At 65.7% G+C, this 15,089-nt stretch carries 15 protein-coding genes; 14 read left to right on the top strand and 1 reads right to left on the bottom strand.

What is annotated here, in order from left to right; translation table 11 throughout:
- Positions 1-146: 146 nt before the first annotated feature.
- Positions 147-920 (bottom strand): sulfite exporter TauE/SafE family protein, encoded by a 774-nt coding sequence (locus AC3QLZ_RS04770; RefSeq protein WP_172974668.1) that lies wholly within the window; start codon positions 918-920, stop codon positions 147-149.
- Between the two features lie 177 nt (positions 921-1,097).
- Here AC3QLZ_RS04770 and AC3QLZ_RS04765 point away from each other — a divergent pair, with 177 nt between their 5' ends.
- The 14 genes from AC3QLZ_RS04765 to ispG all read left to right on the top strand — a co-directional run bounded on the left by AC3QLZ_RS04765 (position 1,098) and on the right by ispG (position 15,030).
- Entirely contained in the window at positions 1,098-2,096 is a 999-nt protein-coding gene (locus AC3QLZ_RS04765; RefSeq protein WP_014238167.1) for a TRAP transporter substrate-binding protein, read from the top strand.
- Between the two features lie 72 nt (positions 2,097-2,168).
- The gene (locus AC3QLZ_RS04760) at positions 2,169-2,909 is read left to right on the top strand and encodes a TRAP transporter small permease (protein ID WP_152088904.1); all 741 of its coding nucleotides are present in this window, start codon (positions 2,169-2,171) and stop codon (positions 2,907-2,909) included.
- A 1-nt stretch (position 2,910) separates the two neighbouring features.
- Positions 2,911-4,194, top strand: coding sequence for a TRAP transporter large permease (locus AC3QLZ_RS04755; protein ID WP_492783418.1), 1,284 nt, complete (start codon positions 2,911-2,913; stop codon positions 4,192-4,194).
- 140 nt (positions 4,195-4,334) lie between these two features.
- Positions 4,335-5,834 carry an ATP-binding protein gene (locus AC3QLZ_RS04750; protein WP_492783417.1) on the top strand — a complete coding sequence of 500 codons (1,500 nt, stop codon included), beginning with the start codon at positions 4,335-4,337 and terminating at the stop codon, positions 5,832-5,834.
- Positions 5,831-6,520 carry a response regulator gene (locus AC3QLZ_RS04745; RefSeq protein WP_014238163.1) on the top strand — a complete coding sequence of 230 codons (690 nt, stop codon included), beginning with the start codon at positions 5,831-5,833 and terminating at the stop codon, positions 6,518-6,520. Before AC3QLZ_RS04750 ends, AC3QLZ_RS04745 begins: the two co-directional genes overlap by 4 nt.
- A 25-nt stretch (positions 6,521-6,545) precedes the next feature.
- Positions 6,546-7,430, top strand: coding sequence for an electron transfer flavoprotein subunit beta/FixA family protein (locus tag AC3QLZ_RS04740; RefSeq protein ID WP_492783416.1), 885 nt, complete (start codon positions 6,546-6,548; stop codon positions 7,428-7,430).
- A complete protein-coding gene (locus AC3QLZ_RS04735) occupies positions 7,423-8,505 on the top strand; it encodes an electron transfer flavoprotein subunit alpha/FixB family protein (RefSeq protein ID WP_152088907.1) in 1,083 nt (360 codons plus the stop codon). Before AC3QLZ_RS04740 ends, AC3QLZ_RS04735 begins: the two co-directional genes overlap by 8 nt.
- 9 nt (positions 8,506-8,514) lie before the next feature.
- Positions 8,515-9,825, top strand: coding sequence for an FAD-dependent oxidoreductase (locus AC3QLZ_RS04730; protein WP_014238160.1), 1,311 nt, complete (start codon positions 8,515-8,517; stop codon positions 9,823-9,825).
- 135 nt (positions 9,826-9,960) lie between these two features.
- Entirely contained in the window at positions 9,961-10,245 is a 285-nt protein-coding gene (locus AC3QLZ_RS04725; protein WP_014238159.1) for a ferredoxin family protein, read from the top strand.
- 180 nt (positions 10,246-10,425) lie between these two features.
- Positions 10,426-10,854 (top strand): nucleoside-diphosphate kinase, encoded by a 429-nt coding sequence (ndk, locus tag AC3QLZ_RS04720; RefSeq protein WP_014238158.1) that lies wholly within the window; start codon positions 10,426-10,428, stop codon positions 10,852-10,854.
- Positions 10,855-10,925: 71 nt separating this feature from the next.
- Positions 10,926-12,029, top strand: a complete 1,104-nt coding sequence (rlmN, locus tag AC3QLZ_RS04715) for a dual-specificity RNA methyltransferase RlmN (RefSeq protein WP_014238157.1) — start codon at positions 10,926-10,928, stop codon at positions 12,027-12,029.
- Positions 12,026-12,844 carry a type IV pilus biogenesis/stability protein PilW gene (gene pilW / locus AC3QLZ_RS04710; RefSeq protein WP_287873769.1) on the top strand — a complete coding sequence of 273 codons (819 nt, stop codon included), beginning with the start codon at positions 12,026-12,028 and terminating at the stop codon, positions 12,842-12,844. The genes rlmN and pilW overlap by 4 nt, the downstream gene beginning before the upstream one ends.
- On the top strand, positions 12,841-13,788 hold the full coding sequence (locus AC3QLZ_RS04705) for a helix-turn-helix domain-containing protein (protein ID WP_287873768.1): 948 nt from the start codon (positions 12,841-12,843) through the stop codon (positions 13,786-13,788). Before pilW ends, AC3QLZ_RS04705 begins: the two co-directional genes overlap by 4 nt.
- Positions 13,789-13,791: 3 nt before the next feature.
- A complete protein-coding gene (gene ispG / locus AC3QLZ_RS04700) occupies positions 13,792-15,030 on the top strand; it encodes a flavodoxin-dependent (E)-4-hydroxy-3-methylbut-2-enyl-diphosphate synthase (RefSeq protein WP_014238154.1) in 1,239 nt (412 codons plus the stop codon).
- Positions 15,031-15,089: the final 59 nt, after the last annotated feature.

Here is a 15,089-nt window from a genome sequence, read left to right as displayed (position 1 = left end):
GCATGGGGCGGGCATGGGGAGCCGGCATTGCCGGCGGTCGGCCCTGGATGCGCTTGGGCGAGGGGTGCCCCTGGAAATGGGCGCCCCTGGCTGCACGCCATTCTAGCGGAGCCCCGGCCGGCGTGCTGACCGGGTCCTGGGGATGCCTAGCGGGCCCAGGCCAGGCCGACCTGGACCAGCATGAGGACGGCCATCAGCAGCAGGGTGTGGTTGAGCCAGCGCCGGTAGGTGGAGGCGTCCATGCGGGACTGGATGCGCATGCCGGGAATGAGGCAGGCCACGGCCAGCACGGTGAGACCGGCGCTTTGCCACAGGATGGCGGCGGTGAATTCGCCGTGGGCGGCCAGGGTCCCGGCCTGGGTCAGCTTGCCGACGATGAAGCAGAGGTTGAACAGCTGCACCGTGGCCACGGGGGAAAGGTCCAGGCCGATGAAGTAGATGGCCAGGGGCGGCACCGAGACATTGACGGTGCCCGAGAGAATGCCGCCGATGAGGCCGAAGGCCGCTTCCGAGGTGCGGCGGTGGCGGCGCAGGAAGGACCAGTCCAGCTTCTTCAGGCGGTTGAGGTTGATGGAAACGAGCATCATCAGGGCCAGGGCCAGCTTCAGGGGCTCGGCCGGCAGGCCGATCAGCAGCTGGGTGCCCACCAGGCTGCCCAGCAGCACGTAGGCGGCCAGGCGCCAGTGCTTGAGCAGGCTGTCCCGCCAGTTGCCGCCGCGCAGGATGGAGAGGATGTTGAGCAGGATGTTGGGCAGCACCGTGATCAGCACCGCCGTCTTCAGGTCGGTGAGGAGGGTGATGCAGGGCGTGGTGATGAGGGGGAAACCGACGCCGATGACCCCATGGGCGAAGGCGGCGATGCCGACGATGAGGGCGATGCAGGCCAGCAGCAGGGGCGGGGAGAGCAGATCGTGGGGCATGGGGGGGCGGTCAGCGGGCTGCAACGTAAGGAAGCGAAGCATGCAGAATGACGGAAACCCGCGTGGATTGTGGATATCCACAGTAGTGGGCGGTGTATAACGTTTGTGATACTGCGCCAAGCTGGCCTGAGGGCTAGTCTACATAAACCAAATCAACTGTTTGTCGGAGGAGAAAATATGAAGATGTCCCATCTCATGTTCGGCCTGTTGGCCGGAGTCCTGTCCTGCGGGGCCATGGCCCAGCAGCCCATCGTCATCAAGTTCAGCCACGTGGTGGCCGTGGATACGCCCAAGGGCATGGCTGCCGACTTCTTCGCCAAGAAGGCTGCCGAACTGACCAAGGGTAAAGTGAAGGTCGAGGTCTACCCCAACAGCCAGCTGTACAAGGACAAGGAAGAAATGGAAGCCCTGCAGCTGGGCGCCGTGCAGATGCTGGCACCTTCCCTGGCCAAGTTCGGTCCCCTGGGCGTGCGTGAATTCGAAGCCTTCGACCTGCCCTACATCTTCGACAACTACGAAGAGCTGCACAAGGTCACCACCGGCCCCGTCGGCGCCGCCCTGCTGGCCAAGCTGGAACCCAAGGGCATCAAGGGTCTGGCCTACTGGGACAACGGCTTCAAGTCCTTCTCCGCCAACACCCCGATCAAGACCCCGGCTGACCTGAAGGGCAAGAAGATGCGCATCCAGTCCTCCAAGGTGCTGGAAGAGGAAATGCGCTCCCTGGGCGCCCTGCCCCAGGTGATGGCCTTCTCCGAGGTGTACCAGGCCCTGCAGACTGGCGTGGTGGACGGTACCGAGAACCCCATCTCCAACCTCTACACCCAGAAGATGCATGAAGTGCAGAAGCATCTGACCCTGACCGACCACGGCTACCTGGGTTACGCCGTCATCGTGAACAAGAAGTTCTGGGACGGTCTGCCCGCCGATGTGCGCGGCCAGCTCGAAACCGCGATGAAGGACGCCACCACCTACGCCAACAAGATCGCCAAGGAACAGAACGACAAGGATCTGGAATCCGTGAAGAAGAGCGGCAAGACCCAGGTCTACGTGCCCACCAAGGAAGAGCGCGAAGCCTTCAAGAAGGCACTGACCCCGGTGCACGCCAAGATGGCTGACCGGATCGGCAAGGATCTGATCCAGTCCATCTACAAGGAAACCGGTTTCACCGCCCAGTAAAACATTCTGCCCGCGAGGACGCCCGCCTCAGACTGGGGCGGGCGTTTTTGTGAGGGCAGGGGGAGTTCTGTCATGAATAAGCTGCTCAATCACCTGGAAGAAGCCATCATCACCTTCCTGATGGGTGCGGCCACGGTCATCATTTTCCTGTCCGTGGTGCATCGCTATCTTTCCGGTTACGACATTCCTGGCCTGCAGGACTGGCTGCTCAGCCTCAACTTCAGCTGGGCCCAGGAACTGTGCATCATCATGTTCGTGTGGATGGCCAAGTTCGGCGCCGCCTATGGCGTGCGCACCGGCATCCACGTCGGCGTCGATGTGGTCATCAACCGCCTGAAGACTGCCAACCGCGCCAAGTTCGTGCTGTTCGGCCTGCTCGCCGGCGCCACCTTCACCGGCATCGTCGGCACCCTGGGTGCCACCTTCGTCTGGGAAAACGGCGCCCACTACCAGTTCTTCCACTGGTTCGGCATCGAAGCGCCGGACCTCTTCGAAGGCCCCATCACACCGGACCTGGAATGGCCGACCTGGATCGTCTATTCCGCCGTGCCCCTGGGCTCCTACCTGATGTGCTTCCGCTTCCTGCAGGTGGCCGTCTCCTTCCTCAAGACCGGCGAACTGCCCCACCACGACCACGGCCATGTGGAAGGTCTGGAAGAGGAACTGGCCCAGGAAGAGAAGACCTACTCCATCGGCGAGGCCATCCAGGCCGCCGAGGAACTGGAACACGTGGACGCTGGCCGCAAGGAAGTGCCCATGGAGCCAGACACGCCCCACGGTGTGAAGCGCGACGACAAGAACGGAGGCCAATAACATGAACGCCGCAATCATTTTCGGCCTCCTCCTGGCGCTGATGCTGACGGGGATGCCCATTTCCATTTCCCTGGGTCTGACCGTACTGACCTTCCTCTTCACCATGACCCAGGTGCCCATCGAATCGGTGGCCCTGAAGCTTTTCACCGGCATCGAGAAGTTCGAGATCATGGCGATCCCGTTCTTCATCCTGGCCGGCAACTTCCTCACCCACGGCGGGGTGGCGCGGCGCATGATCAACTTCGCCAGCGCCATGGTGGGCCACTTCTACGGCGGCCTCGGCCTTGCCGGCGTGCTGGCCTGCGCCCTGTTCGCCGCCGTCTCCGGCTCCTCCCCGGCGACCGTGGTGGCCATCGGCTCCATCCTGCTGCCGGCCATGGTCAGGGCAGGCTTCCCCAACCGTTTCGGTGCGGGCGTCATCACCACCTCTGGCGCCCTGGGCATCCTGATCCCGCCCTCCATCGTCATGGTGATGTACTCCGTGGCCACCAACACCTCCGTGGGCGCCCTGTTCATGGCCGGTGTGATTCCCGGTCTGCTGCTGGCTTTCACCCTGGGCATGGTCACCTGGTACCGGGCCAAGAAGTTCGACTATCCGCGCATGCCCAAGGCTTCCTGGGGCGAGCGCTGGGTCGCCTTCCGCAAGTCCGTATGGGGCCTGATGCTGATCGTCATCGTCATGGGCGGCATCTACACCGGCATGTTCACCCCCACCGAGGCGGCGGCCATGTCCGCGGTGTACGCCTTCATCGTGGCGGTGTTCGTGTACAAGGACATGGGCCTCAAGCAGATCCCCAAGGTGCTGCTGGATTCGGCCAACATGTCCGCCATGCTGCTGTACATCATCACCAACGCGGTGCTGTTCTCCTTCCTCATGACCAACGAGAACATCCCCCAGCTGCTGGCTGAATGGCTGCTGGACAAGGGCCTGGGCCCCATCGCCTTCCTCCTGGCGGTGAACGTGCTGCTGCTGGTGGCCGGCAACTTCATGGAGCCTTCCTCCATCGTCCTGATCATGGCGCCGATCCTGTTCCCGGTGGCCGTCAAGCTGGGCATCGACCCGGTGCACTTCGGCATCCTGATCGTGGTGAACATGGAAGTGGGCATGTGCCACCCGCCGGTGGGCCTCAACCTCTATGTGGCTTCGGGCATCACCAAGATGGGGATTACGGAGCTGACCATCGCCGTCTGGCCGTGGCTGCTCTCCATGCTCTGCTTCCTGGCCCTGGTCACCTACTGGCCCACCCTGTCCCTGTGGCTGCCCCGCACCCTGGGCATGCTGTAGCAAAGAATCACCCTTGCGTTGAGTTGGCGCGCGTGCGGGAAACCGCCGCGCGCTTTTTTTCGCCCATTTTTTACAGTGCTTTTATACGGCTCGGGCTAGCATGGTGCCCATGATTCCGGCTTCTTCCTGCTGATTCGGCCATGGGGCACCTCCTGCAGCGCTTCTCCGGCTACCTGATGGGCATGCTCTTCGTCCTCCTGGGGACGGCGCTGGCGGCCCCGTTCCGGGCTGAGATCGACCTCTCCAACCTGGCCCTGCTCTACGTCCTGGCGGTGGTGGCCGTGGGCGGCCACTTCGGCCGCGGCCCCGCCGTGGCCTGCGCCCTGGCCGGCAGCCTGGCCTTCGCCTACGTCTTCGTACCGCCCCATTTCTCCCTCGCCATCACGGAAATCCAGTACGTCATGGCAGCGGTGATCATGGTGGTGGTGGCCCTGGTGGTGGGCCATCTCACCGCCGCCCTGCGCACCCAGGTGGAACTGGCCCGCGACCGGGCCCGGCGGGCCCGGGCCCTCTACGAACTGGCCAAGCACCTGGCCGGCAGCCAGACCGCCGAGGAGGTGACCCAGACCTGCCGCCGCTTCCTCGCCGACGCCCTCGGTGCCCGCCGCATCCGCCTGCTGGAGCCGGCCACCTGGGACCAGCCGCCGCCTTTCATCACCAAGGCCCTGGTACGGGCCTGTCTGGAGCGGCGCCAGCTGGTGGCCATTCCCAGCCCGGCGCCGGGCATTTCCCGGGCCCTCCTGCCCCTGGCCGGCACCCGGGACCTGCAGGGCCTGCTCGGCTTCGAGGTGGACAGCGGCACCCTGGACGACGGCGAATATCGGGAGGCCCTGGACACCATGGCCTCCGTGGTGGCCGTGGCCCTGGAGCGGACCCAGTACGCCGCCGCCGTGCGCGAGAGCGAATTGCGGGTGGCGGCCGAAACCCTGCGCGGCACCATCCTTGCCAGCCTCTCTCACGATCTACGCACGCCCCTCACGGCCCTGGTGGGCATGGCCGACGGCCTGGCCCTGGGCAAGGTGGCCGGTGCCGACAAGCAGAAATCCATGCTGCTGCGCCTGCGGGACCAGGCCCTGGCCATCAACCAGTTGCTCGGCAACCTGCTGGAAATGGCCCGGCTGCGCTCCGGCAATGTGGAGTTGCAGAAGGAATGGCAACCCATCGAGGAGGTCATCGGCGCCACCATGGGACTGCTGGAGCCCCACGCCGGGGGGCGGGAGATCGTCATCAACATCGCCCCGGACCTGCCGCCGGTGCATATTGACGGGGTGCTGATCGAGCGGGTGCTGTGGAATCTCCTCGAGAACGCCCTCAAGTATTCTCCGGCGGAACAGAGCATCGAGCTGCGCGTGGCCCAGTCCGAAGGCTGGCTGGAACTGTCCGTCTGCGACCGGGGCGAAGGCCTGGCGCCGGGCCAGGAGGAGGACCTGTTCGGCCTCTTCCGCCGCGGCCGCAGCGAGTCCAACGTGCCCGGGGCCGGGCTCGGGCTGGCCATTGCCCGCACCATTGCCGAGGCCCACGGCGGCAGCGTCAGCGCCGCCAACCGCAGTGGCAGCGGCGCCTGCTTCTGCCTGCGCCTGCCCCTGGAAACCCCGCCCGACCTGGCGGATCTGGCAGACCTGGAAAGCGAAACGCTATGAACGCCAGCGAAACCATCCTGGTGGTGGAGGACGATGGGTCCATCCGGGAATTCGTCGTCTCCGTGCTGGAGAGCGAAGGCTACGCCGTCAGCGAGGCCGGTTCGGCCCGCCACGGCATGGTCCAGGCCGGCGCCCTGAAGCCCTCCCTGCTCATCCTGGACCTGGGCCTGCCGGACCTGGACGGCCTGGATTTCCTGCGGGACTTCCGTGCCTGGTCGGCGGCGCCGGTGCTGGTGCTGTCCGCCCGCACCCAGGAGAGCCAGAAGGTGGCGGCCCTGGACGCGGGTGCCGACGACTACCTGACCAAGCCCTTCGGCGTGCCCGAGCTGCTGGCCCGGGTGCGCGCCCTGCTGCGCCGGGGGCCGGCGGCCACGGGGGAGGGCAGTCCCCTCATCGAATTCGGCGAGGTGCGCATCGACTGCGCCGGGCGCCGGGTGGAGAAGGGCGGCGAACTGTTGCACCTGTCCCAGATCGAGTACCGTCTGCTGCTGGCCCTGGCCGGCAACCCGGGCCGGGTGCTGACCCACCGCCAGCTGCTGACCCAGGTGTGGGGCGGCAAGGCGGCGGAGAACAATCAGTACCTGCGGGTCTATGTGGGCCACCTGCGGCAGAAGATCGAGGCCGACCCGGCCAAACCGCGCCATATCCTGACGGAAATCGGCGTCGGCTACCGTTTCCTACCCTGATTTCAACTTTAGACGGATCGTCATCATGCACATCGTCGTTTGTATCAAGCAGGTGCCGGACAGTGCCCAGATTCGGGTCCATCCGGTGACCAACACCATCATGCGCCAGGGGGTGCCGGCCATCATCAACCCCTACGACCTCTTCGCCATCGAGGCGGCCCTGGCTCTCAAGGACCAGCTGGGGGGCAAGGTCACGGTGCTGACCATGGGCCCGCCCCAGGCCGAGCCGGCCCTGCGCAAGGCCCTCTCCTACGGCTGCGACGAGGCCGTGCTGGTGACCGACAAGCTCTTCGCCGGGGCCGACACCCTGGCCACCTCCTACGTGCTGGCCTCGGCCATCAAAACCTTGCACCAGGAGACCCCGGTGGACTTGGTGTTCACCGGCAAGCAGACCATCGACGGCGACACCGCCCAGGTGGGCCCGGGCGTCGCCAAGCGCCTGGAGCTCGAGCTGCTGACCTACGTTTCCCGCATCGTCAGCGTGGATCAGGCTGCCAACAGCATCCGCGTCGAGCGCCGCGCCGAGGGCGGGGTGCAGGTGCTGGAAACCCGCCTGCCGGCCCTCATCACCATGCTCGAAGGCAGCAACGAAATCCGCTTCGGCAGCGCCCCCGACATGTTCCGCGCCGCCCGGGCCGAAGTCCGCGTCTGGGACCGCAACGCCGCCGGCATCGAAGACATCAAGAAGGTGGGTTTGAAAGGCAGCCCCACCATCGTCAGCCGGGTCTTCGTGCCCAGCCCCCGGGCCCAGAAGGCCCAGCAGATCGAGTTCGACGCCGCCAACCCGGAAGCCGCCACCCAGACCCTGCTGGACAAGGTGCTGGTGGAAATCCCCAAGGTCAAAAAGCAATTGGATCAAACCCGCGACAACAAGCGGGCTAGCCGTAGTGCAGGAGAGCGCCATGAGTGAAGCCAAGACCGACAAGCCCATCAAGAAGCGCAAGATCAAGCTGGATGAAGAACTGCTGGCCTACAAGGGGGTCTGGGTCTTCGTCGAGAGCGAGCGGGGCCATGTGCATCCCGTCTCCTGGGAGCTGATGGGCCAGGGCCGCCGTCTGGCGGACCAGCTGGGGGTGGAGCTGTGCGGCGTGGTCATGGGCGCCCCGGGGCCGGACCTGGAAGCCCAGTGCCAGGCCGCCTTCGCCTACGGCGCCGACCGCTGCTACCGTATTGCCAGCCCGGTGCTGGCCGAGTACCGCAACGTGCCCTTCACCCGGGCCCTGACCGACCTGGTCAATGCCCACAAGCCGGAGATCCTCCTGCTGGGCGCCACCACCCTGGGCCGGGACCTGGCCGGTTCCGTCGCCACCACCCTGAAGACCGGCCTCACCGCCGACTGCACCGAGCTGGCCATCGACCCGGAAGACCGCTGCCTGCTCTCCACCCGTCCCACCTTCGGCGGCAGCCTGCTGTGCACCATCGTCACCCTCAACTACCGGCCCCAGATGGCCACGGTGCGCCACCGGGTGATGCCCATGCCCGACCCGCAACCGGAACGGACCGGCCTGATCGTGGACTTCGAGGCTGGCCTGATCGAAACCGACATCGTCACCAAGGTGCTGGAATTCATCCCCGACGACCAGCGCGACAAGCCCCAGCTGCCCTACGCCGAAATCGTCGTCTCCGGCGGCAAGGGGCTGGGCAAGGCGGAGAACTTCAAGCACGTGTGGGATCTGGCCAAGGTCCTGGGCGGCGAAGTGGGGGCCTCCCGGGCCGCCATCCACGCCGGCTGGATCTCCGCCGACCGCCAGGTGGGCCAGACCGGCAAGACCGTGCGTCCGGCCCTTTACATCGCCGCCGGCATTTCTGGCGCCATCCAGCACCGGGTGGGCATGGAAGGGGCGGACTGCATCATCGCCATCAACAACGATCCCAACGCCCCCATTTTCGACTTCGCCCACTACGCCATCGTCGGCGACTGCAACCAGGTGCTGCCGGCCCTGGGCCGCACCTTCGCCGGCTACCTGGCGCACCAAGGCAGCTAAGGAATCCTCATGACCCAGAACATCGAAAAATTCGACGTCATCGTCGTCGGCGCCGGCCCCGCCGGCAATGCCGCCGCCTACACCCTGGCCAAGGCCGGCAAGAAGGTGCTGCAGCTGGAGCGGGGCGAGTATCCCGGCTCCAAGAACGTGCAGGGCGCCATCCTCTACGCCGACGCCCTGGAAAAGATCATCCCCGACTTCCGCGACTCCGCCCCCCTGGAGCGTACCGTCATCGAGCAGCGCATGTGGGTGATGGAGGACGAGTCCTACGTCGGCACTACCTTCCGTTCCGACCGCTTCAACCAGATGCCGGGCAACCGCTACACCATCATCCGGGCCCGTTTCGACAAGTGGTTCTCCGAGCAGGTGCAGAAGGCCGGCGCCCTGGTGATCTGCGAAATGACGGTGATCGCCCTGCTGCGGGATGCCGCCGGCAAGGTCATCGGCGTCGAGGTGGACCGGGAGGACGGCAAGATCTACGCCGACACCGTGATCCTGGCGGACGGGGTCAATTCCCTGGTGGCCAGCCGGGCCGGCCTGCGGGAGGACATCAAGCCCGCCGCCGTGGCCCTGGCGGTGAAGGAAACCATCTTCCTGCCCAAGGAAACCGTGGAGGCCCGCTTCAACCTGAAGGGCAGCGAGGGTGTGGTGATCGAGATGCTGGGCAGCATCAGCCAGGGCATGGCCGGTACCGCCTTCCTCTACACCAACAAGGACTCCATTTCCCTGGGTATCGGCTGCATGCTTTCCGACATGAAGGCGCAGAACACCACCCCGGCGGAACTGCTGGAAAAGCTGAAGCAGCACCCTTCCGTGGCGCCCCTGATTGCCGGCGGCGAGACCCGGGAATACGCCGCCCACCTCATTCCCGAAGGCGGCTACCACGCCCTGCCCGAGCTGTACGGCGAAGGCTGGCTGCTGGTGGGGGATTCCGCCGGTTTCGTGAACGCCGTGCACCGGGAAGGCTCCAACCTGGCCATGACCAGCGGCCGCCTCGCCGCCGAGACCCTGCTGGAACTGGGGGAGAAGGGCCTGCCTTCCACCGCCGCCAACCTGGCCCGCTACAAGGCCAGGCTGGAGGACAGCATCGTGCTCAAGGACCTGAAGAAGTACCGCAACATCCCGGATACCCTGCACAGCCAGCGCCAGTTCCTCTCCGATTACCCGGCCCTGCTCAACGGCGCCGCCCACGAGTTCTTCACCGTGGATGGACAGGACAAGGCGACCAAGGAAAAGGCCATCTTCAACGCCTTCCGCGAACGCCGCAGCCTGCTGGGGCTGCTGGGTGATGCCTACCGCCTGTGGCGCGCCACCCGCTGAGGAAGTGCCAACAAAATGGTTCTGGCCGTGCCGCCTTGCCGTACTAGCTGTACTGCCTGCGGCGGCACGCCTAGCCAGGATCGCTGCGCTTCACGCTGTTTCCCTTGGGCGAAGCGCTTCAAAAGGACATAGATCATGATGAAAGTCGAAGAAAAGCTGTTCCAGAACCGCTACCGGGTCGATGCGGATCGGCCCCACATCCGCATCAAGAACGAATCCGTCTGCAACGACGGCTGCGTCAGCCGGGCCTGCGTCGTTTGCTGTCCGGCCGGCTGCTGGTCCTTCGAGGAGGGCAAGATCGGCCTGATCACCGACGGCTGCCTGGAATGCGGTACCTGCCGGGTGGTCTGCGACACCCACGGCAACGTGGACTGGAACTATCCCCGGGCCGGGTTCGGTATCCTCTTCAAGTTCGGTTGAGTCCCGGCGGCCGCCTTCCCGCCAGGGGAGGGCGGCCGGTTTCCCGTCCCGGCCCCGGGGCGGGGATGGCGGCTGCCGTGGTGCTGCCAAGGTGCGGAAATGGCGTCCGGGCTGGGGTTCTCCCCTAAGGTCTGGTAAAATATAAAGTTATTTCCAAACCCAGCTATTCACGGAGTGACCATGGCTATCGAACGCACCCTTTCCATCATCAAACCCGACGCCGTCGCCAAGAACGTCATCGGCAAGATCTACTCCCGTTTCGAAACCAACGGTCTGAAGATCGTTGCTTCCAAGATGGCCTGGCTGTCTGCCGAAGAAGCCGGCAAGTTCTACGCCGTGCACAAGGAACGCCCCTTCTTCAAGGATCTGGTGTCCTTCATGATCTCCGGCCCCGTCATGATCCAGGTGCTGGAAGGCGAAAACGCCATCGCCAAGAACCGCGACCTGATGGGCGCCACCGACCCCAAGAAGGCCGAGCCGGGCACCATCCGCGCCGACTTCGCTGAATCCATCGACGCCAACGCCGTGCACGGCTCCGACGCCGCCGAAACCGCTGCCAACGAAATCGCCTTCTTCTTCCCGGCGATGAACGTTTACTCCGGTCGCTAATCGGAGTCGGGTGAGCGGGGTCTGACGGTCCCGCTTTTTCGTTGTTCCCCCTCACCCAATCAGAGTCCCAGATGCAAAACCTGCTCGATTTCGATGCCGAAGGCCTGACGGCCTGGTTCGCCGCCCGTGGCGAGAAGCCCTTCCGGGCGCGCCAGGTGCTGCGCTGGATGCATCACTTCGGCCAGGCCGATTTCGATGCCATGACCGACATCGCCAAGAGCCTGCGTGAAATGCTCAAGGCCAATGCGGTCGTGCTGCCCCCGGCCATCGTCAGCGACAAGCTGTCCGACGACGGCACGCGCAAGTTCCTCTTCGACGTGGGTAACGGCAATGCGGTGGAAACGGTGTTTATTCCGGAAGACGACCGGGGCACCCTGTGCATTTCCACCCAGGCCGGCTGCGCCCTGGACTGCGCCTTCTGCTCCACCGGCAAACAAGGATTCAACCGCAACCTGGCCGTGTCCGAGATCATCGGCCAGCTGTGGCAGGCCAACCGGGCCCTGGGGGTCGATCCCCGCCACCCGGACAAGGCCGAGCGCATCATCAGCAATGTGGTGCTGATGGGCATGGGCGAGCCCCTGGCCAATTTCGAGGCCGCCGTCGCCGCTCTCAAACTGATGCTGGACGACAACGCCTACGGCCTTTCCCGTCGCCGCGTCACCGTCTCCACTTCCGGCCTGGTGCCAGCCATGGACCGCCTGCGGGATGAATGCCCGGTGGCCCTGGCCGTCTCCCTGCACGCCCCCAACGACAAGCTGCGGGACGAGCTGGTGCCGATCAACCAGAAATACCCCATCGCGGAACTGATGGCTGCCTGCCAGCGTTACCTGGAAAAGGCGCCGCGGGATTTCGTGACCTTCGAATACGTGATGCTCGACGGGGTGAACGACAGCGATGCCCATGCCCGGGAACTGCTGGCCATCACCCGCGACGTGCCCTGCAAGTTCAACCTGATTCCCTTCAATCCCTTCCCGGGATCGCCCTTCCGCCGCTCCAAGGCGGAGCGCATCCGCCGTTTTGCCGACATCCTCATCCAGGCCGGCGTCGTCACCACCACCCGCAAGACCCGGGGCGACGACATCGACGCGGCCTGCGGCCAGTTGGCCGGTCAGGTGCAGGACAAGACCCGGCGCAACGAACGGCGGACCATCCCGATTCAGGAGATGCGACCATGAGCAAGACCCCCTTCCGGCTGCCCACGCTCCCGCTTCTGATGTGCTGCCTGGCGGCCCTGGTGACGGCCTGCAACAGCAATCCCAGTGCCCCCTCCAGCCAGCCCCTGGCCGAAGGTCCCCAGTCCCAGATGACGGTCACCGGCAATGCCCGCAATTCGGCCAAGATCCATACCGAGCTGGGGGCCCTGTACTTTCAGGACGGCCAGCTGGCCACGGCCCTGGAGGAGTTGCGCATTGCCATCGCCGCCGATTCCAGCTATGCCCCGGCCCACAACGTGCTGGGCCTGGTGCACATGGACCTGCGGGAAAACGAGGCGGCGGAGCAGAGCTTCCGTCGCGCCCTGTCCCTTGCCGGCAACGACCCCGAAATCAACAACAACTTCGGCTGGTTCCTCTGCCAGGTCGGGCGGGAGAAGGAATCCATCGCCTACTTCAACAACGCCATCAAGAACCCGCTCTACCCGACGCCGGAGCGTGCCTATCTGAATGCGGGCCGGTGCTCGGAGAAAATCGGTGACCTGAAAGGCGCGGAAAACTATTATTTCCGGGCGCTGCGCCTCGCCCGCAACGATTTCCAGGCCACCTTGGCCATGGCCGGCCTCAAGTACCGCCAGGATGACCTGGACGAGTCCTACCGGCTGGTGCGCGAATTCCACAAGGCCAGCGATCCCACTCCCGAATCCCTGTGGCTGGGCCTGCGCCTGGCCCGCAAGCTCGGGGACCGGGCCGAAGAGGCCAGTTACAACGCCCAGTTGCGCCGCCGTTTCCCGGGCTCCCGGGAAACCCAGGCCCTCTTGAAAGGCAATTTCGAATGAGCGAACTCGTTCAAGAAACCCTGGCCGAGGAATCTCCCGCCGCGGAGTCCCGGCCCGAGGTCAGTGTTGGCCTCGTCCTGCGCCAGGCGCGGGAATCCCGTCAGATGTCCGTGGCCGATGTGGCCCAGTTGCTGAAAATCAGCTATCGCCAAGTCGATGCCCTGGAGAGCGACAACTGGGACGCCTTGCCGGGCCAGACCTTCGTCCTCGGCTTCATCCGCAATTACGCCCGGCTGCTGCATCTGGACGCCACGCCCCTGCTGCAGCAGATCAAGGCGGCCCAGACCCCGGACAATCCCAATATCGTGCTGCCCGAAGCCTCCGCCGCCTCCCTGCCCCAGCCGGGCCAGGGCAAGCGCCGCGATCTGGCCGCCGTGGCCGGCGCCGCCCTCATGGTGGGGGTCGCCGTGGCCGCCTATTTCCTGGTGCCGGCCGATTTCTGGCAGTCCGCGCCGGAGCCCGAGCCCGTCGCTGAAACCGCCGCCGAAGCGGAGCCCGAGCAGGCCTTCCCGCCTGCTGCTCCGGCCGAAGGCAACAGCAGCGAAGCTGCCGCCACCGGGGTTCCGGAGCAGGCGCCAGCTGCCGCTGTGCCGCCTGCTGCGGCCGCGGCACCGGCTCCTGTGGCAGCGGCAGCTCCCGCTGCCGTGGCCGCCCCCGCCCCGGTCACGGTTTCCCCCCCGGCCCCCAGCGGCGCCGTGGCCGCCGGCCAGGCCCGCTTCAAGTTCCGCTTCGAGCAGCCCTCCTGGGTCGAAGTGAAGGACAAGAGCGGCCAGATCGTCTTTTCCCAACTCAACCCCGCCGGCAGCGAACGGGAAGTGGAAGGTGTGCCTCCCTTCTCCCTGGTGGTGGGCAATGCTTCCCACGTCAAGCTGACCTACAAGGGCCGGGATGTGCCTCTGGAACCCCGCAGCAAGGACGACGTGGCCCGCGTCAGCCTCGATTGATCCATGTCTGATCCCTATTCCATTCCCCGTCGCCCGACCCTGGGCGTGAAGGTGGGCGGCGTCACCATCGGCGGCGATGCCCCGGTGGTGGTCCAGTCCATGACCAACACGGACACTGAGGACTACCTCGCCACCGCCCTGCAGACGGCCGAACTGGCCCGGGCCGGCTCCGAGCTGGTGCGCATCACCGTGAACACGCCAGAAGCGGCCGCGGCCGTGCCGAAGATCCGCGAGCACCTGGATCGCCTCGGCCTCTCCGTGCCCCTCATCGGCGACTTCCACTACAACGGCCACCGCCTGCTCACCGACCATCCGGAGTGTGCCCAGGCCCTGGCCAAGTACCGTATCAACCCGGGCAATGTGGGCCATGGCAAGAAGCGGGACGAGCAGTTCGCCCAGATGATCGAGCTGGCCTGCAAGTACGACAAGCCGGTGCGCATCGGCGTGAACTGGGGCAGCCTGGACCAGGACCTGCTGGCCCGCATCATGGACGAGAACGCCAAGCGGCCCGAACCCAAGGACGCGGTGCAGATCATGCGCGAGGCCATGGTCACCTCGGCCCTGGAGTCGGCGGAGAAGGCCGTGGAGATTGGCCTGCCGGCCGACCACATCGTCCTCTCCTGCAAGGTTTCCGGGGTGCAGGACCTGATCGCCATCTACCGGGAGCTGTCGGCCCGTTCCCGTTTCGCCCTGCACCTGGGGCTGACCGAAGCCGGCATGGGCAGCAAGGGTATCGTCGCTTCCACCGCCGCCATGGGCGTGCTGCTGCAGGAAGGCATCGGCGACACCATCCGCGTCTCCCTGACCCCCGAGCCCGGCGGCAAGCGCACCGGTGAAGTCATCGTCGCCCAGGAAATGCTGCAGACCATGGGCCTGCGCGCCTTCACCCCCATGGTGGCGGCCTGTCCCGGCTGCGGCCGTACCACCAGCACCTTCTTCCAGGAACTGGCTTCCACCATCCAGGAGTACGTGCGGGCCCAGATGCCCCAGTGGCGCACCGAGTACGACGGCGTGGAGAACATGACCCTGGCGGTCATGGGCTGCGTGGTCAACGGTCCGGGCGAGAGCAAGCACGCCAACATCGGCATTTCCCTGCCCGGCACCGGCGAAGTGCCGGCGGCCCCGGTGTTTGAGGACGGGGAAAAGACGGTTACCCTGCGGGGCGACAATATCGCCGAAGAATTCAAGGCCATCGTGGATCGCTACGTGGCCCGTACCTACCAACGCAAACTGCATCCGTGATTGCCAGGGACCGGGGCCGGCGCCGCCTGTGGGCGGTGTCCGGCCCTTCCCGATAATGA

This window comes from Azospira sp. MPR-LB4, from assembly GCF_058809525.1.
This window is presented reverse-complemented; position numbering and strand designations above follow the sequence as displayed.

Excerpts from the sequence above, each read along its gene's own strand:
- AC3QLZ_RS04770 (WP_172974668.1), bottom strand. The coding sequence starts at position 920 with ATGCCCCACGATCTGCTCTCCCCGCCCCTGCTGCTGGCCTGCATCGCC.
- AC3QLZ_RS04765 (WP_014238167.1), top strand. The coding sequence starts at position 1,098 with ATGAAGATGTCCCATCTCATGTTCGGCCTGTTGGCCGGAGTCCTGTCC.
- AC3QLZ_RS04760 (WP_152088904.1), top strand. The coding sequence starts at position 2,169 with ATGAATAAGCTGCTCAATCACCTGGAAGAAGCCATCATCACCTTCCTG.
- AC3QLZ_RS04755 (WP_492783418.1), top strand. The coding sequence starts at position 2,911 with ATGAACGCCGCAATCATTTTCGGCCTCCTCCTGGCGCTGATGCTGACG.
- AC3QLZ_RS04750 (WP_492783417.1), top strand. The coding sequence starts at position 4,335 with ATGGGGCACCTCCTGCAGCGCTTCTCCGGCTACCTGATGGGCATGCTC.
- AC3QLZ_RS04745 (WP_014238163.1), top strand. The coding sequence starts at position 5,831 with ATGAACGCCAGCGAAACCATCCTGGTGGTGGAGGACGATGGGTCCATC.
- AC3QLZ_RS04740 (WP_492783416.1), top strand. The coding sequence starts at position 6,546 with ATGCACATCGTCGTTTGTATCAAGCAGGTGCCGGACAGTGCCCAGATT.
- AC3QLZ_RS04735 (WP_152088907.1), top strand. The coding sequence starts at position 7,423 with ATGAGTGAAGCCAAGACCGACAAGCCCATCAAGAAGCGCAAGATCAAG.
- AC3QLZ_RS04730 (WP_014238160.1), top strand. The coding sequence starts at position 8,515 with ATGACCCAGAACATCGAAAAATTCGACGTCATCGTCGTCGGCGCCGGC.
- AC3QLZ_RS04725 (WP_014238159.1), top strand. The coding sequence starts at position 9,961 with ATGATGAAAGTCGAAGAAAAGCTGTTCCAGAACCGCTACCGGGTCGAT.
- ndk (WP_014238158.1), top strand. The coding sequence starts at position 10,426 with ATGGCTATCGAACGCACCCTTTCCATCATCAAACCCGACGCCGTCGCC.
- rlmN (WP_014238157.1), top strand. The coding sequence starts at position 10,926 with ATGCAAAACCTGCTCGATTTCGATGCCGAAGGCCTGACGGCCTGGTTC.
- pilW (WP_287873769.1), top strand. The coding sequence starts at position 12,026 with ATGAGCAAGACCCCCTTCCGGCTGCCCACGCTCCCGCTTCTGATGTGC.
- AC3QLZ_RS04705 (WP_287873768.1), top strand. The coding sequence starts at position 12,841 with ATGAGCGAACTCGTTCAAGAAACCCTGGCCGAGGAATCTCCCGCCGCG.
- ispG (WP_014238154.1), top strand. The coding sequence starts at position 13,792 with ATGTCTGATCCCTATTCCATTCCCCGTCGCCCGACCCTGGGCGTGAAG.